Source organism: Pseudonocardia sp. GCM10023141 (genome assembly GCF_042653605.1).
The window spans coordinates 84505-105909 of sequence record NZ_JBHSIR010000008.1 but is presented as its reverse complement, the minus strand read 5'-3'; the positions used below and the strand labels follow the sequence as shown (position 1 = coordinate 105909).

The 21405-nt window shown below is 72.6% G+C and carries 23 protein-coding genes and 1 tRNA gene; 11 read left to right on the top strand and 13 right to left on the bottom strand.

All coding sequences use genetic code 11. The features are described from left to right. Positions 1–82: 82 nt before the first annotated feature. Positions 83–622 carry a hypothetical protein gene (locus tag ACFPFQ_RS03980; protein ID WP_379614848.1) on the bottom strand — a complete coding sequence of 180 codons (540 nt, stop codon included), beginning with the start codon at positions 620–622 and terminating at the stop codon, positions 83–85. Between ACFPFQ_RS03980 and ACFPFQ_RS03975 the strand changes: the two genes are divergently transcribed. Then, positions 621–929, top strand: a complete 309-nt coding sequence (locus ACFPFQ_RS03975) for a hypothetical protein (protein WP_379614846.1) — start codon at positions 621–623, stop codon at positions 927–929. The genes ACFPFQ_RS03980 and ACFPFQ_RS03975 overlap by 2 nt on opposite strands. Here the strand turns inward: ACFPFQ_RS03975 and ACFPFQ_RS03970 are convergent. Then, complete coding sequence (locus ACFPFQ_RS03970) at positions 893–1486, bottom strand: DUF4232 domain-containing protein (RefSeq protein WP_379614844.1); 594 nt, start codon at positions 1484–1486, stop codon at positions 893–895. The genes ACFPFQ_RS03975 and ACFPFQ_RS03970 overlap by 37 nt on opposite strands. A 69-nt stretch (positions 1487–1555) precedes the next feature. Further along, entirely contained in the window at positions 1556–2755 is a 1200-nt protein-coding gene (locus tag ACFPFQ_RS03965) for a glycosyltransferase (RefSeq protein WP_379614842.1), read from the bottom strand. Between the two features lie 252 nt (positions 2756–3007). On the opposite strand from ACFPFQ_RS03965, the gene map reads away from it, so the two are divergent. Continuing rightward, positions 3008–3808 carry a type I methionyl aminopeptidase gene (map, locus tag ACFPFQ_RS03960; protein ID WP_379614840.1) on the top strand — a complete coding sequence of 267 codons (801 nt, stop codon included), beginning with the start codon at positions 3008–3010 and terminating at the stop codon, positions 3806–3808. 26 nt (positions 3809–3834) lie between these two features. Here the strand turns inward: map and mraY are convergent, their stop codons facing one another. Together mraY and ACFPFQ_RS03950 are read right to left on the bottom strand one after the other, a co-directional pair. Then, entirely contained in the window at positions 3835–4905 is a 1071-nt protein-coding gene (gene mraY / locus ACFPFQ_RS03955; RefSeq protein WP_379614838.1) for a phospho-N-acetylmuramoyl-pentapeptide-transferase, read from the bottom strand. A 394-nt stretch (positions 4906–5299) separates the two neighbouring features. Next, positions 5300–5380: transfer RNA gene (locus ACFPFQ_RS03950), tRNA-Tyr, on the bottom strand. Positions 5381–5461: 81 nt separating this feature from the next. On the opposite strand from ACFPFQ_RS03950, the gene ACFPFQ_RS03945 reads away from it, so the two are divergent. After that, complete coding sequence (locus tag ACFPFQ_RS03945) at positions 5462–5953, top strand: YajQ family cyclic di-GMP-binding protein (protein ID WP_379614836.1); 492 nt, start codon at positions 5462–5464, stop codon at positions 5951–5953. A gap of 65 nt (positions 5954–6018) precedes the next feature. On the opposite strand, the gene ACFPFQ_RS03940 is transcribed toward ACFPFQ_RS03945, so the two are convergent. From ACFPFQ_RS03940 to ACFPFQ_RS03925, 4 genes are read right to left on the bottom strand one after another with little or no spacing between them, the layout of a single operon-like run. Beyond that, the gene (locus ACFPFQ_RS03940) at positions 6019–6669 is read right to left on the bottom strand and encodes a TetR/AcrR family transcriptional regulator (protein ID WP_379614834.1); all 651 of its coding nucleotides are present in this window, start codon (positions 6667–6669) and stop codon (positions 6019–6021) included. A gap of 58 nt (positions 6670–6727) precedes the next feature. Further along, positions 6728–7546: a 3-keto-5-aminohexanoate cleavage protein gene (locus tag ACFPFQ_RS03935; protein ID WP_379614832.1), complete on the bottom strand. Its 819-nt coding sequence runs from the start codon at positions 7544–7546 to the stop codon at positions 6728–6730. Continuing rightward, positions 7543–9288, bottom strand: coding sequence for a CocE/NonD family hydrolase (locus ACFPFQ_RS03930; protein WP_379614830.1), 1746 nt, complete (start codon positions 9286–9288; stop codon positions 7543–7545). The genes ACFPFQ_RS03935 and ACFPFQ_RS03930 overlap by 4 nt, the downstream gene beginning before the upstream one ends. Next, positions 9281–10072, bottom strand: a complete 792-nt coding sequence (locus tag ACFPFQ_RS03925; RefSeq protein ID WP_379614828.1) for a cyclase family protein — start codon at positions 10070–10072, stop codon at positions 9281–9283. The genes ACFPFQ_RS03930 and ACFPFQ_RS03925 overlap by 8 nt, the downstream gene beginning before the upstream one ends. 126 nt (positions 10073–10198) lie before the next feature. Here ACFPFQ_RS03925 and ACFPFQ_RS03920 point away from each other — a divergent pair, with 126 nt between their 5' ends. Then, on the top strand, positions 10199–10903 hold the full coding sequence (locus tag ACFPFQ_RS03920; protein WP_379614826.1) for a TetR/AcrR family transcriptional regulator: 705 nt from the start codon (positions 10199–10201) through the stop codon (positions 10901–10903). A 46-nt stretch (positions 10904–10949) separates the two neighbouring features. Here ACFPFQ_RS03920 and ACFPFQ_RS03915 read toward each other — a convergent pair whose 3' ends face one another. Further along, positions 10950–11675: an alpha/beta fold hydrolase gene (locus tag ACFPFQ_RS03915; protein ID WP_379614824.1), complete on the bottom strand. Its 726-nt coding sequence runs from the start codon at positions 11673–11675 to the stop codon at positions 10950–10952. Positions 11676–11707: 32 nt separating this feature from the next. Here ACFPFQ_RS03915 and ACFPFQ_RS03910 point away from each other — a divergent pair, with 32 nt between their 5' ends. Continuing rightward, the gene (locus tag ACFPFQ_RS03910) at positions 11708–11923 is read left to right on the top strand and encodes a hypothetical protein (protein WP_379614822.1); all 216 of its coding nucleotides are present in this window, start codon (positions 11708–11710) and stop codon (positions 11921–11923) included. 10 nt (positions 11924–11933) lie between these two features. Here the strand turns inward: ACFPFQ_RS03910 and ACFPFQ_RS03905 are convergent, their stop codons facing one another. Both ACFPFQ_RS03905 and ACFPFQ_RS03900 read right to left on the bottom strand, forming a co-directional pair. Next, on the bottom strand, positions 11934–12761 hold the full coding sequence (locus ACFPFQ_RS03905; RefSeq protein ID WP_379614820.1) for a DUF6597 domain-containing transcriptional factor: 828 nt from the start codon (positions 12759–12761) through the stop codon (positions 11934–11936). Continuing rightward, positions 12758–15907 (bottom strand): BTAD domain-containing putative transcriptional regulator, encoded by a 3150-nt coding sequence (locus ACFPFQ_RS03900; protein ID WP_379614818.1) that lies wholly within the window; start codon positions 15905–15907, stop codon positions 12758–12760. Before ACFPFQ_RS03900 ends, ACFPFQ_RS03905 begins: the two co-directional genes overlap by 4 nt. Before the next feature lie 141 nt (positions 15908–16048). Here ACFPFQ_RS03900 and ACFPFQ_RS03895 point away from each other — a divergent pair, with 141 nt between their 5' ends. From ACFPFQ_RS03895 to ACFPFQ_RS03870, 6 genes are read left to right on the top strand one after another with little or no spacing between them, the layout of a single operon-like run. Beyond that, entirely contained in the window at positions 16049–16408 is a 360-nt protein-coding gene (locus tag ACFPFQ_RS03895) for a cupin domain-containing protein (protein ID WP_379614816.1), read from the top strand. Between the two features lie 14 nt (positions 16409–16422). After that, entirely contained in the window at positions 16423–16995 is a 573-nt protein-coding gene (locus ACFPFQ_RS03890; protein ID WP_379614814.1) for a TIGR03086 family metal-binding protein, read from the top strand. After that, positions 16992–17330 carry a nuclear transport factor 2 family protein gene (locus tag ACFPFQ_RS03885; RefSeq protein ID WP_379614812.1) on the top strand — a complete coding sequence of 113 codons (339 nt, stop codon included), beginning with the start codon at positions 16992–16994 and terminating at the stop codon, positions 17328–17330. The genes ACFPFQ_RS03890 and ACFPFQ_RS03885 overlap by 4 nt, the downstream gene beginning before the upstream one ends. A 32-nt stretch (positions 17331–17362) precedes the next feature. Continuing rightward, on the top strand, positions 17363–19003 hold the full coding sequence (locus ACFPFQ_RS03880; protein WP_379614810.1) for a class I adenylate-forming enzyme family protein: 1641 nt from the start codon (positions 17363–17365) through the stop codon (positions 19001–19003). Between the two features lie 41 nt (positions 19004–19044). After that, complete coding sequence (locus ACFPFQ_RS03875) at positions 19045–19635, top strand: ArsR/SmtB family transcription factor (protein WP_379614808.1); 591 nt, start codon at positions 19045–19047, stop codon at positions 19633–19635. Further along, complete coding sequence (locus tag ACFPFQ_RS03870; RefSeq protein ID WP_379614806.1) at positions 19632–20384, top strand: SRPBCC family protein; 753 nt, start codon at positions 19632–19634, stop codon at positions 20382–20384. The genes ACFPFQ_RS03875 and ACFPFQ_RS03870 overlap by 4 nt, the downstream gene beginning before the upstream one ends. Positions 20385–20475: 91 nt before the next feature. Here the strand turns inward: ACFPFQ_RS03870 and htpX are convergent, their stop codons facing one another. After that, entirely contained in the window at positions 20476–21339 is an 864-nt protein-coding gene (htpX, locus tag ACFPFQ_RS03865; protein WP_379614804.1) for a zinc metalloprotease HtpX, read from the bottom strand. Positions 21340–21405 lie beyond the last annotated feature (66 nt).

Sequence of the window (21405 nt, the reverse complement as noted above, 5' to 3'; positions counted from 1 at the left end):
GGTGTGGCGCGCGTCGTCCGACTGACGGCCAAGCGTTCCCTCGCACCCTGAGCCGTCTTCGGACGGCTGCGCCCGCTTCGACTCACCCTTTCACGGCACACCCGGCCGGAGAGTGCACGAAGACTCCCAGCACGACACGTTGCTGACCTGGCGCGAACACGGCACCACCGGACATGCCCGCTGGCTCACCGCCGACGGACATCGGCCGCCCCAGCGCGTCGAGATCGCCGGTGACGATCTCTCCGCGGACGCGGCACTCCGATCGGCCGCCGCGGTCACCGGGCTGCTCTGGCGCGGCGACTTCCACCACGCACGCCAGCTCCTGGACGCCATGCACCGCCGCCTGCGGCCCGCAGCCGGGCGTCGGCACCTGTCTGCGGCGGGAGAGTTCCGCCGCATCCGGCAGGACCGGGCCCGCACGTCGCGGCTGCTGGGATCGCTCCTGGTCGAGGTCGGCGCCGGCTACGAGCTCGCGCGTCTCGGGTACGCCGACCGGGCGACGGTGCTGCAGCGCGACCTGTTCCCGCCGGGGCGCGGACCTGATCGTCTGCAACCCGCCGTGGATCCCGGCGAGCCTCAGGTCAGCGCTGGAAGCCGGGGTGTTCGACCGCGGGAGCGCCATGCTGACCCGGTTCGTCCGGGAGCTGCCCGACCACCTCACCGGCAACGGTGCGGCGTGGCTCGTGCTCTCCGATCTCCCGGAACGCCTCGGGCTGCGGGACACGGACATGGTGCCGCGACTCATCGCGGCCGCCGGCCTCACGGTGCGCAGCCACACCGCAGGCCCGGCCGCGACCGCGCGCAGGGGGCGCGCCCCGGATCCGCTCGCGCCCTACCGCAGCCAGGAGCGCATCCACCTCTGGACGCTCGGCCGCGGAGCGGGGAGCGCGGGTCAGCCGGTGGCGCCGGGCTGGACCGGGCCGACGTAGGTGCCGGGGTGCGTCGCCGCATCCTGACGGAGGACGGCGCCGCCGGGCCACGGGAGAACGGCCGAGTGCGTCTCGTCCGGTGGGGTGGCGAGGATCTGGGTCGGCGTCCAGCCCGGCCCGTCCGACGGGGGCAGCCAGCTGATCGTCGAGTGGGCCTTGTCGCCCGGGTTCAGCCGGACCGCCGCCACCGCGACGGAGCTGCGCGGCAGGGAGTAGGTGGGGCCTGCCGGGTCGTCCGGGCCCTTGAGGTCGATCCCGCTGAAGCCGGTCATGGTGCAGGGTGTCGACGCCGTGTTGGTCCAGACGATCAGGGTCTGGCGCTGGCCGGCAGCACCGGTCGTCTCCCCGACCGCCGGCCCGAGGTCGCTCAGCAGGCACTTGCGCGCCGCGTCCGACCGACCCGATCCCTCCGCGCCGGCCGGAGCGGCAGCCGAGGTGCTCGGCGGCGGGACGGGAGCGACGGGTGGGCTGCTCGGCGCCGGTCCGGAGCAGCTGCTGAGGACGAGGGCGGCCGCAAGGAGGCCGAGACCGGCGATGGGCTTGGCCGTGAAGATCACCATCCCAGGATGTCGGGCCCGGGCCCGCCGCGCACGCTCAGACCGGGTACGACAGCCTTTCGAGTGGCGCTATCGCCCGTCGCCGATCAGGTCGACGAGCCTCCTCGCTGCCACCGCCGCACCGTCGGTGCGGATGGTGGTGCTCACGTCGGCGGCCCGCGTCCGGGTGCCGTCGCGGAGCGCCGGTTCGAGCGCCGTGGACAGGGATGCGACGGTCGGGATCGGACCGTCGTGGTGGGCACCGATGCCCAGTTCGGCCACCCGCTGCGCCCAGTACGGCTGATCCACGATCTGCGGCACGATCACCTGCGGTGCCCCCGCCAGCGCGGCCGTCGTCGTCGTCCCAGCGCCGCCGTGGTGCACGACCGCCGCCACGCGTCGGAACAGCGCGCTGTGGTTCGCCTCGCCGACCGCGAAGCAGTCGTCCTCCTCGTCGATCAGCGACAGCCGCGCCCACCCCCCGGAGACCAGCACGCGGTGGCCCTGCGCGCGCACCGCCTCGACGGCCACCGCGGCCGTGTCGGGCGCGCCTGCCATCTGCATGCTGCCGAAGCCCACGTACACCGGGGGTTCGCCCGCGTCCAGGAACTCCACGAGGTCGGCGGGCAGGGCCCGATCGTCGGGCATGATCCACGCGCCGGTCTGCACGGGTTCCAGGCCCAGCAGATCCTCGGGCGGCCAGAGCACCGGGTCCACCGCAAGCCAGGGATGCGCGGTCAGGACGTGGTCGCGGACGTTGCCCACCGGCGGCATGCCCAGCGCGGCGCGGTGCGTGTTCAGCGGCTCGCGGTAGATCGCGTCGACCCGCTCACCGTCGATCCGCCACAGCACGCGGAAGTCGGTCTCGTCCGCGGGGAAGGGCCCACCCGGCCGCGGCCCCGGCCTGCGATGCAGTGACGGCATCCCCATCATGTGGAAGCCGGCGAGCACGTAGGGGATGTCGAGGTGCTCGGCCACCGAACGCATGCCCGCGGGCATCAGGCCCGTCGCCACCAGCGCGTCACAGTCCTGGGCAGCCTTCCCGACCACGTCGAAGTGCTGGCCGACCAGCGCGGCGGCCACATCCGCGGGCGACGGCTTCGAGGCCACCAGCTCACGCACCGCGAAACCCATGGGCACGAACGCCACGCCGGCCTCGGCCACCCGCTCCGCGAAGTCCGGTGGGGCGCACATCCGGACGTCGACTCCCTGCGCGCGCAACTCGAGCGCCAGCGCCAGCAGCGGCTCGACGTCCCCCCGAGACCCCCACGTCGACAACAGAACTCGCACTGCACCACTCCCCGGATCCCGGTTCCCGCATTCGGCCGCGAATTGTGCGGTACGAATGGGGGCTTGCGGCAAGTCCAGGAGTGGGTTATACGTTGAAGCGGGGGACGAGTGGCTCTCCCCCATTCCCGCCGCCTCCGAGACGGTCAGTCCGGGTACGAGCGGCCGTTCTCCAGGACCCGAGTGGTATTTCTATACCGAACGACGCTAGTGTTCCGGTATAGAAATACCGGAACCCCTGTACGTGAGGTACTCGTGATCGAACTCAAGACTCCTGCCGAGATCCAACGCATGCTCGTGACGGGGCGTTTCGTCGCAGAGGTGCTCACCGAGGTCGGCCGGGTCGCCGACGTCGGCGTCAACCTCCTGGACCTGGAGCACCATGCGCGCGGCATGATCAAGAGTCGTGGCGCGGAGTCGTGCTACTGGGACTACGCGCCGTCCTTCGGCAGGGGACCGTTCCGCAACGTCATCTGCCTCTCGGTCAATGACGCCGTGCTGCACGGCCTGCCCCACGACTACACGCTGCGCGACGGCGACGTGCTCAGCGCCGACCTCGCCGTCAGCATCGACGGCTGGGTGGCCGACTCGGCGCGCACGGTCGTCGTCGGCACGGCGGCCGAGGAGGACCTGCGGATCATCCGCGCCACCGAGGAAGCGCTGGCCGCAGCGATCGAGGTGGCACGCCCCGGCAACCGTCTGGGTGACATCTCCGCGGCGATCTGGTCGGTGGCCCGCGACCACGGCTATCCGGTCAACAACGAGTTCGGTGGCCACGGCATCGGCCGCACCATGCACGGCGAACCCCACGTCCCGAACAAGGGCCGGGCGGGGCGCGGGCTCGTGCTCCGGCCGGGGCTGACCCTCGCGCTCGAACCCTGGTTCGCCCGCACCACCGATGAGATCGTCTACGACCCCGACGGCTGGACCATCCGGTCGGCGGACGGCTCCCGAACGGCCCACTCCGAACACACGGTGGCCATCACCGAGGACGCGGCCCTGATCCTGACCCAGCGGGAACCGGCGGATCGGGCCGCGGCAACCCCCGAGCCGTAGGCGCTGACCCCTCCGGCCGCTCCGTTTCAGCCATCGGCGGTTGCCGTCAGCCATTCGCTGTAGAACAGGCCCAGCCCCAACATGGCGCACATCGCGGTGAGCAGCCAGAACCGGATGAGCACGGTCGTCTCGGCCCACCCGCCCATCTCGAAGTGGTGATGGAACGGCGCGATGCGGAACACCCGGCGGCGCGTGCTCCGGAACACCAGGATCTGGATCAGCGACGACAGCAGCACCGCCGCGAACAAGCCACCGATGACCAGCAACAACAGCTCGGTACGGGTGACGATGGACAGCCCCGCGACGAGCCCGCCCAGCGCGAGCGAGCCGGTGTCGCCCATGAAGATCCGGGCCGGGGGCGCGTTCCACCACAGGAACCCGATGCACGCACCCATCGCGACGGCGGCGACCAGCGCCACATCCAACGGGTCCCGCACCTGGTAGCAACCTGGCGAGTTGGCGAGCTCGCAGCCGTTGCGGAACTGCCAGAACCCGATGATCGTGTACGTGGCCAGCACCATCGCCGAACAGCCGACAGCCTGACCGTCGAGCCCGTCGGTGAGGTTCACCGCGTTCGACCAGCCGGCGATGATGATGTTGGCCAGCACCACGAAGCCGACCGCTCCCAGCGACACCACCGTGATGTCCCGAACGAACGACAGGTTCGCCGACGCCGGCGTGAGCAGGTCGCCTGCCGACACCTTGACCGCGACGACGCCGAAGGTGGAGGCCGCGACGGTCTGCCCGACCAGCTTGGAGGTCTTGTTCAGGCCGAGGTTGCGGGTGTTGCGCAGCTTGATGAAGTCGTCGAGGAACCCGACCAGCCCCAGCGCCGTGGTCAGGAACAGCACCAGCATCGCCGACAACGTCATCGCATCGCCGGTGATCAGGTGCGACAGCAGGTATCCGGCCCAGATCGCGATCAGGATCGCGATACCACCCATGACGGGCGTGCCGCGCTTCTTCTGATGGCCTGACGACAGCTCCTCGCGGATCTCCTGCCCGAGCCCCTGGCGGACGAAGAACCGGATCAGGTGCGGGGTGAGCAGGAGCGCCACCACCAGCGCGATGCCGACACCGATGAAGATGCCTCTCATCAGCCGACCACCCACAGTCCCCTGACCAGCACCAAGTCCCCCGACCTCAGCCCATCGGATGCTGCACCGGCTGACCCCGCCGATACCGAATCCGAAGCCGGAGCCTCCCACACGGGAACCCGGCGAGACCCCTCCCCCTCCCGACCTGCCGCATCCGGCCACGCCGTCGAGGGGCGAGCCGGTGGCGACGTCACAGATCCCTATCCTGCGGCGGTGGACTTCCAGCCGGTGCGGGACGCGTACTCCACCCCCGGGCCACGTCGCAGAGGTTCGACCGACGTCGCACGCGTTCCAGCGCGTGCGACGACTACCCAAGGTGTGCGTAGTCGCCTCCCACACGCGAAAGCGGCCCCTGTCCAGGTTCTCGCTGGTCAGGGGCCGCTCTCACGGGGTGTGGCAGGTAGAGGATTCGAACCTCTGTAGCTTTCGCGACGGATTTACAGTCCGCTCCCATTGGCCGCTCGGGCAACCTGCCGGGGTGCGCCGAAGCGCATGGACGAGGATACGACAGGGATGAACCGGGTCTCACAGGGGCCCGGTCGATCAGGAGGTACGCATGGCCGACCCGTCGTTCGACGTGGTGAGCAAGGTCGACCGGCAGGAGGTCGACAACGCCCTCAACCAGGCGGCGAAGGAGCTCTCGCAGCGCTTCGACTTCCGCGGGACGAACACCTCGATCGCCTGGGCCGGCGACGAGGCGATCACGATCGAGTCCGAGACCGAGGAGCGCGCGAAGGCGGCCGTCGACGTCTTCAAGGAGAAGCTGATCAAGCGCGACATCTCCATGAAGGCGTTCGAGGCCGGCGATCCGGCGATCTCGGGCAAGATCTACAAGATCAGCGGCAAGATCCTGCAGGGCATCGAGCAGGACAAGGCCAAGGAGATCAGCAAGGCCATCCGCGACGAGAAGTTCAAGGGTGTCCAGGCCCAGATCCAGGGTGACCAGCTGCGGGTCACCGGCAAGAAGAAGGACGACCTGCAGTCCGTGATCGCCCTGCTCAAGGGCCGGGACTTCGGGATCGCCTTGCAGTTCACCAACTACCGGTAGCGCACCCGGCGGTCGGGCACCACCCGGGCACGGCGGACGCACATGGCGCGTTCGCCGTGCGCCGGTCACGGGTTGCGCAGTGCTGCGGCGATGAAGCGGCGCAGGTGTTCGCGTTTGCCTGCGGTCGTGGTGGGCCCGGCGATGTTGTCGATCCTGGCGTCGAAGCTGCTCTGGGTGAGGGCGCCGACGGCGAAGAGGTAGGCCCAGGCGTGGAAGCCCTCCCGGCGGTCGGGGAGGATCTCCTGGAGCTTCGCCACGAACGTCCTCGCCATCGGGTCGAACAGCCCGGAGATGATCGAGCGCTCCTGGCTCGACGGGTCGGCCGCCTCCCGGAGCACCAGCCGAGCGAACCAGATGTCCTCGGGGTCGTCGTGGAGATCGAGGACGGGGTCGATGAAGGCGGACACCCATCGGTCCAGCGCATCGGACGCCCGCGGGTCGGTCACCTCACCAAGCCGCAGCAGCCGCGCCTCGTTGACGTACTGACGGGCTTCGAAGATTGACCGGTAGAGCCCCTCCTTGGTCGTGAAGTGGTACACGACCAGCGAGAGGCCCACGCCTGCTGCCTCGGCCACCTCACGCATGGTGGCACCGTCGAATCCCTTGCGCGCGAAGACGACCTCCGCCGCGGCCCGGACCTGGTCGGCCTTCCCGCCGGCAGGCCGCGTCCTACCCGATGTGGCCACCGGAACCGGTGTCGGCGGTGCGGGGTCCATGATCGGTCCCTCCCCGACGGACGCGGCCAGGTGAGCGTCTCGCCGGAAGCGTAACCGCTCAGCGGCCGGTGAGGCCGAGCCGGGCCGCGGTCTCCTCGACGCCCGCGATCCCGAGGTCCAGCGCACCGGCGAGGCCGACGGTGCGCTCCACGAGCGGCAGGCTTCCGGGGCTGAGCTCGCCCTTGCGCACGTACAGGGTGTCCTCGAGCCCGGCACGGGCGTTGCCGCCGAGCGCGAGCCCGATGGCGGTGAGCTCGAGGTTGCGGCGGCCGATGGCGATCACCTGCCACACGGCGTTCTCCGGCAGCCGCCGCACCATCGCCAGCAGGTTCTCCGGCGTGGCGGCCATCCCGCCTGCCACTCCCAGCACCAGGGAGAACTGCAGCGGCTCGGCGTCCAGCAGGCCCTCGTCGCGCAGGCGCAGGCAGGCGTCGAGATGGCCGGTGTCGTAGATCTCCAGTTCGGGCTTGACCCCGAGTTCGGCCATCCGTGCCGCCAGCCGGCGGACGTCGGCGGGCGGGTTGCGGAACTCGCCGGAGCCGAAGCTCATGCTGCACGGGTTGAGCGTCGCCATCCGCGGGCGGAGCTCGATGAGGGCCGCCCGCTCGGCGAAGGGGACGTCGAGCCCGACGCCGGTCGAGAGCTGGACGAGGATCGGGCAGCGCTCGGCGATGAGGTCCATCGTGCGGCGGCCGATGGCGAGGTCGGCGGTCGGTCGGTGCTGGTGGTCGCGCAGGTGGATGTGGGCCACCGCCGCCCCTGCCGCGTGGGCCTCGGCGACCGCGTCGGCGATCTCGACGGGCTGCGTGGGCAGGTGCGGGTTGTCGGCCTTCGACGCGATCGGGCCGGTCGGTGCGACCGTGATGACGACGCTCATGACTCCGGCACGATCGGCAGGAGGAGCAGGGCAGGCTGCTCGGGTGTGGACTCCAGTGTGGTCCGCCCGCCGAACGTCGCGACGGGCCGGTCGACCGCGTCGGTGTGCCACCAGCACCCGGAACCCGTCATCGGCCGCTGGTAGATCATCGGGTGCGGCTCGCCGAGCCCGTTGTCGTAGTCGCGGCCCAGTATCGTCAGCCCGAGCCGGTAGCCCGCGGGCGCGACGACACACGTCGGCCAGATCTCCACGTCGACGCGGTAGGGCGCGCCGGGCTCCAGCGGCTGCCGCACGTCGTGGGTGTGCCAGGGCTGGTAGGGGCTGCTGCGGGCCGGATCGAGCTTGCGGTGCGACGCGCGCAGCCAACCCTGCGACAGCGGCGCGCGCGGTTCCACAGCGGCAGTGAACAGCACCTCCGTGCCCGCCGGATCGAACAGCCTCAGCACGACGAACAGGTCGGCGTCGGTGGTCGACGACCGCAGTGTGAGGGTGGTGGCGGACGGTCCGGTGATCTCCGTCGGCTCGGAGAACGGCTCGGCCAGCAGGGTGACGCCCGCGCCGAGAGCGTCGAACTCGACCGCTGACGCCTCCGACGGCGGCTCGGTGACGAGTGCACGGCGCGCGAAGTCGAGGTGGAAGGCCGTCCAGCTCGTCCTGGCCAGCGGCCATTCCCGTTCGGCGCGCGTGCTGAACCCGCCCGAGACGTCGCGGACCTGCAACTGCACCGGCGGTTGCCGGTCCCAGCCGTTGTCGGCTCCGAGCAGGAAGTGGTCGAAGAACCGCTTCTGCAGGTCACGGCCGTATGCGGTGTAGAACTCGGTCCAGTGCTCCAGGCCGTGGACCTCGAGCCATTTCTGCGTCGAGCCGGCGTCGGTGAAACCGGTGAAGTTGCCGCGCGAGTGCAGGCCCTGGCCGCCCCAGTTGGCCGCCGACAGCACCGGCACCTCGATCGCGCCGAGGTCGGCGCGGCGCTGCGCGTAGAACTCGTCATCGAGCGGATGGGCCGCGATCGCGGCGCGCAGGTCGATCCGGTTCGCGGCGCGGGTCTCCTCGTCGAGCGTCTCGGCGCCTGCGATCGACTCGCCCGTGTTCGGGTTGGTCCGGCCCTTGTCGCCGAGCCCGTACTGGACGTTCATGACCTGGAACGGGTACCAGGTGGCCCAGAACTCGGAGACGATCCCGCCGTGATGGGTGGCGTCGCGGTACAGGTCCGCGGCGCCCTCGAACGGGCAGATGGCGGCGAGGTGCGGTGGCCGTCTCGCGGCCACCATCCACTGGTTCATGGCGTAGTAGGACACGCCGTTCAGGCCGATCCGGCCGTTGCTCCACGGCTGCGCGGCGGCCCACTCGATGGCTTCGTAGTAGTCGCGGGTCTCCCGCGGGGAGAACGGGTCGATCTGGCCGGGTGTCCAGCCCGAGCCCCGGGAGTCGATCCGGATGCACACGTAACCATGGGGGACCCAGCGCTCGGGGTCGACGACCTCCCACGCCTGGTACTTGTTCGTCGATCCGTCCACGACGTCGGCGTGCTCGGCGAGCTTCTGCCACTGCGCCGGGAACCCCTCGCCGAAGTGCAGCCCCTTGCCGTACGGGCCGTAGGTCATCAGTACCGGGTGCGGAGCGGAGTCGTCGGGACGGAAGATGTCGGCGCGCAGGACCGTGCCGTCGTCGACGGGGATCGGTGCGTTCCACTCGATCCGCATCCCGTCCGCGAGCTCGGTGCGGTGGTGTTCGTCAGGCATGGGGATCCTCGTCCGTGTCGATGATGGCGACGGCCCGGGTCCAGCCCGCGGACGCCGCATGGATCTTCACCGGGAAGCAGGAGATCGAGAACCCGGTGTCGGGCAGTGCGTCGAGGTTGGCGAGCTTCTCGAGGTGGCAGTAGCCGATGTCGCGGCCGACCCGGTGGCCTTCCCAGATGATCGACGGGTCGCGCTCCACGGCGTACCTGGCGGCGGTGTGGACGAAGGGCGCGTCCCAGCTCCAGGCATCGGTACCGCTCAGGCGCACGCCCTGTTCGAGCAGGTACAGCGTCGCGTCGCGGCCCATCCCGCATCCCGCCGAGACGTAGTCGGGTTCGCCGTAGCGAGCGCCGGCCGCGGTGTTGACCACGACGATCTCCAGCGGTGAGAGCTCGTGCCCGATCCGTGCCAGCTCGGCCCGCACATCGGCGCGCGTCGCCACGTAGCCGTCGGGGAGGTGCCGGAAGTCGAGCTTCACCGCCGGCTGCAGGCACCACTCCAGCGGGACCTCGTCGATGGTGATCGCGCGGGCGCCGCCGTCCATCGTCGAGGCGAAGTGGTAGGGGGCGTCGAGATGCGTGCCGTTGTGCGTCGTGACGGCGACGCGTTCGATCGCCCAGCCCTCGCCGTCGGGCAGGTCCGCCCGGACGGCGCCGGGGAAGAACGCCAGCACGTCCGCGACGGTCTGCTCGTGGGTGTAGTAGTCGATCCGCGGCAGGTGTCCGGGCGGGTCGGAGGCGATGCCCGCGCGCAGGGTCACCGAGATGTCCACGAGCCTTCTCATGAGTCACGACCTTTCGCCCGGGACGGGTCCGAGCGATTCGACTGTACGTACGTACAGGTTGAACTGCAACCCCGGATCCGCCACCACACCTTGTTCTGCACGAACACGTTCGTTACGATCGCGTTCATGCGAAGCCGTGCTGTCCCGCCCGTCAGCCGCCGCGACCGGCCTGCCAAACCGCCGCTGACGCGGGCCGGGATCGTGGCCGTCGCCGTTCGCGTGATGCACGAGGAAGGTCTCGAGCGGGCGACCATGCGGCGCATCGCCCAGGAGCTCGACACCGGTCCGGCCTCGCTCTACGTGTACGTCCAGAACGTGGCGGAGCTGCACGGGGCCGTGCTCGACGATCAGCTGGCAACGATCGACCTGCAGCCCGACATGGCACCGGCAGGGGCGCCCGATCGGCTCGTCGATCTGCTCACCGCCTTCACGATGGTGCTGCTGGCCCATCCGAGCCTGGCCCGGTCGTTGCTCACGCTGCGCCCGTCCGGGCCCAACTACCTGCGGCTGATCGACGCGCTGCTCGGGCTCCTGCTGGCGGGCGGCACACCGGTCCGGGAGGCGGCGTGGGGCGTCGACATCCTGCTCCAGCACGCGACCGCGGTCGCCGCCGAGCAGGGCACCCGCGCTCAGTCAGCCACGGCGGGGGCCGAGACCGACGAGCTCGCACGCGCGCTGGGCGAGGTGCCGGCCGACGAGCTCCCGCACATCGCGCGAACCGCGGACGAGCTGCTCTCCGGAACCGGGGCGGAACGCCTGCGATGGTCGTTCCGGGCGCTGATCTCGGGAATCGCGAGCACCCCGGCGCACCGCGCAGCCACCGACCGCTGAGGATCGATGTTCCCCGCGCGGAGCAGGCCGCGGCGCAGTCGGCCGCTCAGAGGAGCGGCGCCAGCAGCGCCCGCACCGCGGCAGGGCTCTCGACGTGGGCATTGTGCCCCAGCCCGGGCAGCTCCACGGGATCCGGGACGTGCGCGGCGAGCTGCTCGCGGGTGACCATCGGATCGTGCTCGCCGCGCGCCAACACCACCGCGACGTCCGCGGTCGCCACCAGTGCCGCGACCTGCGGTTCGCCGACGCCGAAGGCGCGCGGGTCGAGCGCGAGGCGCCAGCCGTCGCCGTCGCCGGTCACGCCCAGGTCGACGGTCTCCGGCTCGACCAGCCCAGCCAGCCCGGACACCCGCAGGTACCGCGCCACCGCCTCGTCGCGGGTGGCGAAGCGCGCCGGCGGGCGGGCGGCGAGACCGGCCGCGCGGGACAGCTCGTCGACGCTCCACCCGACCTTGATCCCGATGCCCACGACGGCCCGCACGCCCGGCACCGCGGCCAGGTGCAACCCGACGACGCCGCCGAACGAGTGGCCGACCACGACGGTGCCCGCGGGGTCCACCAGGTCGGCGACGGCCGCGGCCACCGCGGCGAACGTGTACGCGTCCAGCGCGGCCGACCCGCCGTGGCCCGGCAGGTCCGGGGCGACCCAGCGCCCGGGCAGCAACGCGGCCGCCCCCTGCCAGACGTCCGCGGTGGCGCCCAGCCCGTGCAGGAACAGCACCAGCGGCCCCTCACCCGCACCACCACCCGCACCACCACGCAGCACTCGCACTGCGTCAGTGTCCTGCACCGGAAATTGGGGGCGTGAGTCGGCGGATCCAGGTGGCTCCTCGCATCACCGATCCGCTCGACAACGGGGTGGCCGCGCCCCTGCGCAGCATCAACTACACCGTGAGCGGCACCACGATCAACATCGGCGTGCTGGGCGACCACAGCTTCACCGGTCTCGCGAAGTCCGGCAGCAACTGCTCCACCGCACGCCGCGACGGTCGCACCGCGGTGAAGTTCTGCCGCATGTGACGCGCGGAGTTCACGCGCTGACGGGCGCGTCCTTGCGGCGGCACGCTTGCGCGTACGCGACCGGGGTCATCCCGATGGCCCGGGTGAAGTCGCGGATGAAGTGGGACTGGTCGAAGTAGCCCAGCTCCGAAGCCACCTCCGCCCACGGCCGGTGCTGCTCCTCGGCGAGCACGGCGGCGGCCTCGTGCAGCCGGTAGCGGCGCAGCACCCACTTCGGGCTGACCCCGACGTAGCGGGCGAACAGCCGCTGCAACGTGCGGGGCGTGATGTCGAACCGGCGGGTGACGTCCTCGACCCGGCTGATGTCGCGGTCGTGCAGCAGCGCCGCCACGACCTGGCCGACGAGCTCGACCTGGGCGTCGTGCGGTGGCCACCGGGCCCGCAGGAACTCCTCGACGAGGCCGATGAGCTGCTCGACGTGCGGCGCGGCCGTCATCCGCACGGCCAGCGGGCCTGCCGGCGGCCCCCACAGCTGCTCGGCCGGCAGCACGGACCCGGTGATCGCGCTGAGCGGGGAGCCGAGGAACGGCAGGAAGCCGCCCGGGCGGAACTTGACGCCGAACACGCGCCCGGCGCCGCGGTAGACGTAGGTGAACCGGCCCTCGCCGACGCCGGAGATCGCGAGCCGGCCACCGTCGAGCACGAGGTTGACGCACGGGTGGGGCAGCAGCGTGACCGACGCCTCCCGGCCCGGTGGCTGATCCCACGACACCAGCCAGTGCCGCTCCACGAGCGCGGCGAGATCGGGCGCCGGTGGGTACCGGTCGAGGGTGAAGTCGATGTCGCGCACCCCGAGCAGGCCGTACTCGCTGGTGGTGGACACGGGGTGATCCGTCACGTCGCCAGTTTGCCCGGTGCCACCGACAGTGCGGACAGCCGATCGACCGACACCCCATGGCCACCCGCGCGGGCCGCCTCCAGCGCCGCCCCGGCGAGCTCCGCGCAGGACGGGGCCTCCCGGGCCGCAGCCAGCTCCACCGCCGCGAGCCGGGCCTCGTAGTGCCCCAGCGGTGGCCCCAGCGCCAGCGCGCGCTCGACCAGCGCGTCGACGCCCGCGAGGCGGCCGCCGGCGATCGCGACGAGCGCCGACCGCCCGGCCGCCCAGGACGCGAACAGCGAGAGCGACTCCCCCGAGACGTCCGCCGACGCCGCGAACGCCGCCGCGGCGCCGTCGAGGTCACCGGCGGTCTGCAGGGCGATACCCAGTGCGCGGTGTGCCGTGGCCGTCCAGCCGCGATGATCGACACCCCGCGCGATCGCGAGCGCCTCCCGGGCATCGGCGGCCGCCTCGTCGGTGCGACCCAGCCCCGACAGCGCCTCGGAGCGGTGCCACAGCGCGTAGGCCTGCCCCTCCGGTGCGTCGAGGTCCCTGGCCAGCCGCAGCGCCGCGGTCGTCTCGACGAGCCCGTCGGCCGGGCGACCCATGAACACCAGCCCGTGCCCGCGAGTGGAGCGGGGCGTCACCACGCGCAGCAGCTCACCCGAGTCGGTGAACAGCTCCGCAACGCTCCCGAAGACGGCGGCGCCCTCGGCGATCCGCCCGTCGAGGAACGTGGCCATCGCACGGGCGTCGAGAATCCGCGCGACACCCCGCGCGTCCCCCCGCTGCCGGTAGAGCTCCAGCGCGCGCTCGGCGCGCTCCTGCGCGCGCTCGGGCCGCTCGAGGTTCATGTCGAGGATCGCAGCGGTCTCGAGCGCGGCCGCCAGCGCCGCACCGTCGGTGCCCGCCTCGACGACGGCCAGCTCGGCCAGCTCCGCGGCCCGGCGCAGGTTGCGGGCCCCGGACGTGAGCATGGCCAGCCGGGAGAGCCGTCGCGAGCGTGTCGGGCCGGACGCCGTGGCGGCGAGCGCGGCGCGCAGGTCGGTGAGCGCGGCCGTCAGATCCCCGTGCACGGCGCCCGCCTCGGCACGCGCCGCGAGCAGGTCGGCCCGGACCGGCGGTCCGGGATCGAGCGCGAGCCCGGCCGTCGCCAGTGCCGCCACCTCGCGGGTGGCGTGATCGGCCAGCGCCCGCTCGGCGGCGCGCGCGTAGGCCAGCGCGGCTGCGGCGCCGTCGCCCGCCCCGCGATGGTGCCGGGCCACCTCGGCCGGATCGGCGTCGACGGCGGCCAGCGCGGCGGCGAGCAGCGCGTGCAGGCGCCCCCGTTCCGCGGCGCCGAGCCCTGCGGTGACGGTCTCGGCGACGAGGTCGTGCGCGGTCGCCCAGCCCTGTTCGCCCAGGCGCAGCAACCCGGCGGCGGCGAGCCCGGACAGCGCATCGAGCGTGGCGCGCCCGTCCAGCCCCGCAGCACCGGCCACCGTGCTCGCCGGCACCTCCCTGGCCAGCAGCGCGACGAGCGCGAGCACCTCGGCGCGCGCCCCGCTCTGGCGCTGCGCCCGGCGTTGCACGCCGCGGCGCTGTCCGGCACGACCGAGCTCGGCGGCGAGTGCGGCCGCGTCGGGTGTGCGCCGGGTCCATCCGCCCGCGGGGCCCGGGGCGACCGCCTCCCGGGCGGCGAGCTCACGCAGCAGCTCGGCGACGGCGAACGGCGTGCGGTCCGTGGCCCCCTGCACCACGACCACCAGCTCGGGGTCGCCGACGAGGCACCCGATCGCCCGGTCGTCGAGCGGCCCCAGCTCGATCTCCGCGGCAGGCGTACCCGCCCGGGCGTCCCGCAGCCCGGAGAGGGTGTCGGCAGGCAGCTCGTCCGGGCGGAACGCGAGCACGGCCGCCAGCCCCGGCAGCCGCGCCAGCGCCGAGCCCAGCAGCGCCACGCTGCTGGGGTCGGCCCACTGCAGGTCGTCGACCACGAGCAGCGCGCCCTCGCCCGCCGCCGACCGGAGCACCCGCAGCGCACCGGCGAGCAGCAGCGCGCGCCGGCTCTCCCCGTCGGCGGCGGCCGAGCCGTCCCCCAGCTCGGGCAGCAGGCCGGCGAGCACGTCGCGGATCCGGGCCGGCAGGTCGTCGGCGGCTGCGGCGTCGACGGCGAGGGCCTCCCGCAGCACCGACCGGGCCAGACCCCATGCCTCCGCCCGTTCCGGCAGGAAGGCCCGCGCGGCGATCACCGGCCGGCCCGCGACGCGGCCCAGCTCCGTGAGCAGCCGCGACTTCCCGGAACCGGCGGGCCCGGCGAGTGCCACCACCCCGCCTGCCTGCACCACGGCCCGCATCCGGGCCAGCTCGACGTCGCGGCCGACAAACGCCAGCTCACCGAAAGCAGGTGCGCGGGTCGGGACCGGCGCGGGCGCCGCGACCGTGGCGACGGCCGGGAGCGTCCCGGTCAGCAGCGCGTGCTGCAGGCGCCCGACGGCGGGTGACGGCTCGACGCCCAGCTCGCTGACCAGCGCGGTGCGCAGGTCGGCGATCCGGGCCAGCGCCGCGGCCGGATCGCCTGCCGCCGCCAGCGCGCTCGCGAGCACGTGGACCGCCGACTCGCGCAACGGTTCCGCGGCAACGGCCTCGGCTGCCCACGCGGTGGCCCGGCGCGCATCCCCGAGAGCCAACGCGGCGCGGGCACCGCGCTCGCAGGCCTCCACCCGGGCCCGGTGCAGGCGCTGCCGCTCGGCGCGGGCCCACTCCGCGTAGGTGTCCTCCGGCAGCGGCTCGCCCCACAGCGCGAGCGCCGCCGCGCAGGCGGTGACGACGGCGCCGTGGTCCTCCCCCGCCGCGCGGGCCGCCGCCAGCGCCGCACCGAACTCCGCGATGTCGACGGAGCACCGGCCCAGCGCGTAGCCGCCGGTACCGGTGACGATCAGCTCGGGATCCGCCAGCGCCCGGCGGGCGCGATTGACCAGCACCCCGAGGTTGCCGGCCGGGTCGGCCGGGAGCCGGTCGGGCCACAGCGCGTCGGCGAGCACCTCGTGGGGGACCAGTGCGGGGCTGTGCACGACGAGCAGCCGCAGCAGGGTGCGCACCTTGCGCCCGCCGAACGCCGCGGGCGGGACCTCCTCGCCGTCACGGCGGACCTGGAACCGCCCGAGCAGCTGCAGCTGGGTGCCCGGCACCCGCACATCGTGGCGCGCCGCCGCCGCACCGCAAGGCCCCTTGCCCCGATCGGCCCACGAACGCCGGATTTCCGCCATCGAACTGCAAGGTGGCGCTCCTACCGTCGCGCCCATCGCAATCCGACACCCCAGGAGGACGGCATGGGCATCTCCTACGAGCAGCAGGACTTCGCGGCACCGACCGAGACCCGCGAGTTCCCACACGGTCGCGTCGACCTGCTGCGCATCGGCGGCGCCGAGATCGGCAGGTTGACCCTCGAACCCGGCTGGCGCTGGTCGAACGACGTGCGTCCGATCGCGGGAACCGAGTGGTGCGAGGCACCGCACTTCCAGTACCACGCGGCCGGGACGCTGCGGGTACGCACGAGCGACGGACAGGAGTTCGACGCCACGCCGGGCCAGGTCACAGCCCTTCCCGCCGGGCACGACGCGTGGGTCGTCGGCGACGAGCCGGTGGTCATCGTCGACTGGTGGGGCGCCTCGAACTACGCGCGCGGATGAGCGGGGAAACCGGTATGCAGGTGACCGTGGACGTCCGAGAGATCTATGCCAGGAGTTCCGCCGGGTTCGCTGCCGCCGTGCACGCCGTCGGCGACCGCTGGACCGCACCCACCGTGCTGCCGGGCTGGGACGTGCGGGAGCTGGTGAACCACCTCGTCAACGAGCAGCGGTGGGCACCCGAGCTGTTCGCGGGTGCGACGGTCGAGGAGGTGGGTACCCGCTTCGACGGTGACCTGCTCGGCAGCGACCCGCTGGCGACCTTCGACGCGGCCGAGGCCACCGCGCTGGCCGCCGTCCGTGCGCCCGGAGCGGTGGAGGGCGTCGTGCACCTGTCGTTCGGTGATCGGCCGGGCTTCGAGTACACGATGCAGCTCTCCGCCGACCACCTCGTCCACACCTGGGACCTCGCCCGCGCGATCGGCGCCGACGAGACCCTCGACGCCGAGGTCGTGGCCGCGGTGCTCGACTGGTTCGGCGACACCGAGTCGCTCTACCGCGACATCGGGGTGATCGGGCCGCGCGTCGAGGTCCCGGCCGGGGCGAGCCGGCAGGACCAGCTGCTGGGGCGGTTCGGGAGGACGCCGTGAGCGCCGTCGAGGCCGTCGCCCGCTTCCAGAAGGCCTTCGACGCCCAGGACGTCGACGCGGTCATGGCGGCGATGACACCGGATTGCGTGTTCGACGACACCGCCCCGCCCGACGGGCGTCGCCACATCGGCGCCGCCGCGGTACGGAGGGCCTGGGAGGCGCTGTTCGCCGGCGCCCCCGACGGCGTGTTCAGCACCGAGGAGCTCTTCGCCGCCGGGGACCGCGTCGTGGCGCGCTGGCGCTACGACTGGGGCGCAGGACACGTGCGCGGGGTGGATCTCTTCACCGTGCGCGACGGGCTGGTCGCCGAGAAACAGGCCTACGTCAAGGGGTGACACCGGTCACAGTCGGGAGTTCACTCGGACGCATGACCGAGCAGCGCCCCTGGCTCGCCCTCTACGACGAGGGCACCCCGCCGTCGATCACACCGGAGCACCGCAGCGGGCTCGCCCTGTTCCGGGCGGCGGCCGCGGACCACCCCGACCGGCCCCTGATCCACTACTTCCACGCGACGCGGACGGTGGCCGACGTCGACGCCGACAGCGATGCGCTGGCCGCGGCGCTCGCCGGGCTCGGTGTCGGCACCGGCGACCGGGTGGCGCTGTACCTGCAGAACGTGCCGCAGTGGGTCGTCGGGCTGGTGGGGGTGTGGAAGGCCGGCGCGATCGTGGTGCCGGTCAACCCGATGCTGCGCGAGCGCGAGCTGCAGGTGATCCTGGCCGACTCCGGCGCGACCGTGCTGATCGCGCTGGAGTCGCTCGCGCCGGTCGCGCTCGCCGTGCAGGGGCAGACGGCGGTGCGCACGATCGTCACGACCTCGGAGCTGGAGTACCTCGGCGACGAGGTGCCGCCCCTGCTGGCCGCGTCGGTGCGCAAGCCCGGCCCCGTCGACCTGATCGCGCTCATCGACGCCCACCGCCGGTCGGGGCCGCCGTCGATCCCGGAACCCCAACCCGCCGACGTCGCGCTGCTGACCTACACGTCCGGCACCACCGGGCCGCCGAAGGGCGCCACCAACACGCACGGCAACATCGCGTTCAACGCGCAGACGATCCGCGACTGGGCCCGGCTCACACCCGCCGACGTCTGCCTCGGGGTGGCGCCGCTGTTCCACATCACCGGGCTCATCGCGCACATGGGCGTGGCGCTGCTGACCCCGCTGCCGCTGGTGCTGGGGTTCCGGTTCGACACCGGCACGGTCCTGGAACTCATCGAGCGCTGGCGCGCGACGTTCACCGTCGGGGCCACGCCGGTGTTCATCGCGCTGATGAACGACCCCGGCGCGGCCGACCGCGACCTGTCCAGCTTCACCACCCTCTACAGCGGCGGTGCGCCGGTCGCGCCCGCGGTCGTCGAGGCGTTCGAGAAGCAGTTCGGCGGCTACATCCACAACGCCTACGGGCTGACCGAGACCACCTCGCCGTCGCACCTCGGGCCGCTGGACAGGCGGGCGCCGGTCGATCCGGCGTCCGGGGCGCTGTCGGTGGGCGTGCCCGTGTTCGACACCGACGCGTGGATCGTCGGCGAGTCCGGCGAGCGGCTGCCGGCCCGTGAGATCGGCGAGATCGTCATCAGCGGCCCGCAGGTCGTACCGCGCTACTGGAACAAGCCGGAGGAGAGCGCGCACGCGCTGCCGGGCGGGGAGCTGCACACCGGCGACGTCGGGTTCATGGACGCCGAGGGCTGGTTCTACATCGTCGACCGGAAGAAGGACCAGATCAACGCGGGCGGCTACAAGATCTGGCCACGGGAGGTGGAGGACGTGCTCTACGAGCACGACGCCGTCCGCGAAGCCGCGGTGATCGGGGTGCCCGACGCCTACCGCGGGGAGACCGTGAAGGCGTTCGTGTCGCTGAAGCCGGGCCGGACCGTGGCGCCCGACGAGCTGATCGCCCACTGCCGGGAGCGGATGGCCGCCTACAAGTACCCCCGCATCGTCGAGGTGATCGACGAGCTGCCCAAGACCGTGAGCGGCAAGATCCTGCGCCGGGAACTGCGGGACCGCTGACGAGTCTTGACAACTTTTCTTGTCGGTGACACGGTCGCCGGGTGCACGAGCTCAGCGTCATCGACGATCCGGCCGCGGCCGGGGTCTCGCTCGACCCGGTGCGCGCCCGGATGCTCGCCGAGCTCGCCGTACCGGGATCGGCCACGACGCTCGCGGCGAAGATCGGGCTGCCCCGGCAGAAGGTGAACTACCACCTGCGGACGCTCGAGCAGCACGGTCTCGTCGAGCTGGTGGAGGAGCGGCGCAGGGGCAACATGACCGAGCGGGTCATGCAGGCCACCGCGGCCAGCTACGTGATCTCGCCTGCCGCGCTCGGCGCCGTCGCCCCCGACCCCGGACGCGCCCCGGACCGGCTCTCGGCCCGCTGGCTGATCGCCGTCGCCGCCCGGACCGTCCGCGACGTCGGCGAGCTCCTCGCCGGCGCGACCAAGGCCGGCAAGCAGCTGGCCACCTTCGCGATCGACGGCGAGGTCACCTTCGCCTCCGCTGCCGACCGGGCCGCCTTCGCCACCGAGCTCGCCGACGCGGTGACGGCGCTGGTCGGGAAGTACCACGCCGAGAGCGCATCGGGGGGACGTCCGCACCGGGTCGTCGTCGCGGTGCACCAGAGCATCCCCAGGGAGACGGCATGACCGACCGGCGGCTGGAGAAACGCGTCGAGCTCGACGCGACGCCCGAGCAGGTGTGGGAGGCGATCGCCACCGGGCCCGGGATCTCGGCATGGTTCGTGCCGCACGAGATCGCGGATGACGGCACCGTCACGCAGCGCTTCGGCGCCGGGTTCGACGCCACCGCGACGGTGACGGCGCGCGAGGAGGGCAGCCGGTTCGCCCTCGCGGCGGACAACCCGGACGGCATGCCCAGCCAGGCCTTCGAGTTCCTCGTCGAGGGCCGCGACGGCGGGGGTGCGGTGCTGCGGTTCGTGCAGAGCGGGTTCCTCGACGAGCCCGGCTGGGAAACCGAGTACAACAGCTTCGACACCGGCTGGGACCTGTTCTTCCACAACCTGCGGGCCTACCTCGAGCACTTCGCCGGGCAGCCGGTGCACAACGTCGTGACGGTGGCCTACACCCCCGCAGACCGGGCCACGGCGTGGCCCGTGCTGCACCGGGCGCTGGGGATCGACGGCCACCCCGCCGTCGGCACGGAGATCACGCTGACCCCCGACGGCATCGCGCCGATCACGGGAGTGGTCGACGCGGCCGGCGCCGAGTTCCTCGGGATCCGCTCGGAGCACGGGTTGCACCGCATCGGCGCGGAGGGCGACGCCGGGTGCGGGGTGAGCGCCTACCACTACTTCTACGGCGAGCCGGTGGACGTCGATGCACTCACGGCGGCGTGGCAGGGCTGGCTGGAGCGGCTGTTCCCGGTGGCGGTCTGACCCCGGTACGCGTTGCAGGAAAGCCACTTTCCTGCAACCTCGTTGCGGGAAAGTGGCTTTCCTGCAACGGGGCCGAGCGTCCGCCGACGCCTCAGCGCCGCGCCATCTCCTCCAACCGCCGGATGCGGTCCTCCATCGGCGGGTGGGTGGAGAACAGGCGCGCCATGTGCTCCCCGACCCGGAACGGGCTGGCGATCATCAGGTGGCTCTGGGAGACGAGCTGCGGGTCGGGGGGCAGCGGCGCGAGCTGCGTGCCCGACTGCAGCTTGCGCAGCGCCGAGGCGAGCGCGAGCGGGTCGTGCGTGAGCTCCGCACCGCTGGCATCGGCCTGGTACTCCCGCGACCTGCTCACCGCCATCTGCACGACGCCGGCGGCGATGGGCCCGAGCAGCGCGATGAGCAGCATGGCGATCGGGTTGGGCCGGTCGTCGCTGTCACCACCACCACCGAACAGGCCCGCGAACATCGCCATGTTGGCCAGGAACCCGATCATCGACGCCATCGCGCCCGCGACCGAGGAGATCAGGATGTCGCGGTTGTAGACGTGGGACAGCTCGTGGCCGATGACGGCCCGCAGCTCACGCTCGTCGAGCATCCCCAGCAGCCCGGTGGTGACGCACACCGCCGCGTGGCGCGGGCTGCGGCCGGTGGCGAACGCGTTGGGGGCGGAGGTGGGGCTGATGAACAGGCGCGGCATCGGCTGGCGGGCGGACTGCGAGAGCTCGCGGACGATCCGGTAGAGCCCCGGGTGCTCCGGCTCGGTGATGGGGCGGGCGTGCATGGCGCGCAGCGCGATCGTGTCGGAGCGGAAGTACGCGTAGCCGTTGAAGGCGAGCGCGATCACCAGCGCGATCACGAGCCCGTTCCGGCCGAACAGGGACCCGACGAGCAGTGCCAGCGCGCTCATCCCGCCCAGCAGCAGCGCCGTCCTCAGCCCGTTCACCTGCTTGTGCACCGCACATCCGTCCTTCCGGGGCCTCATCGCGACCCCGAGATGTGAACGAGCCACAACCGGGTGGTG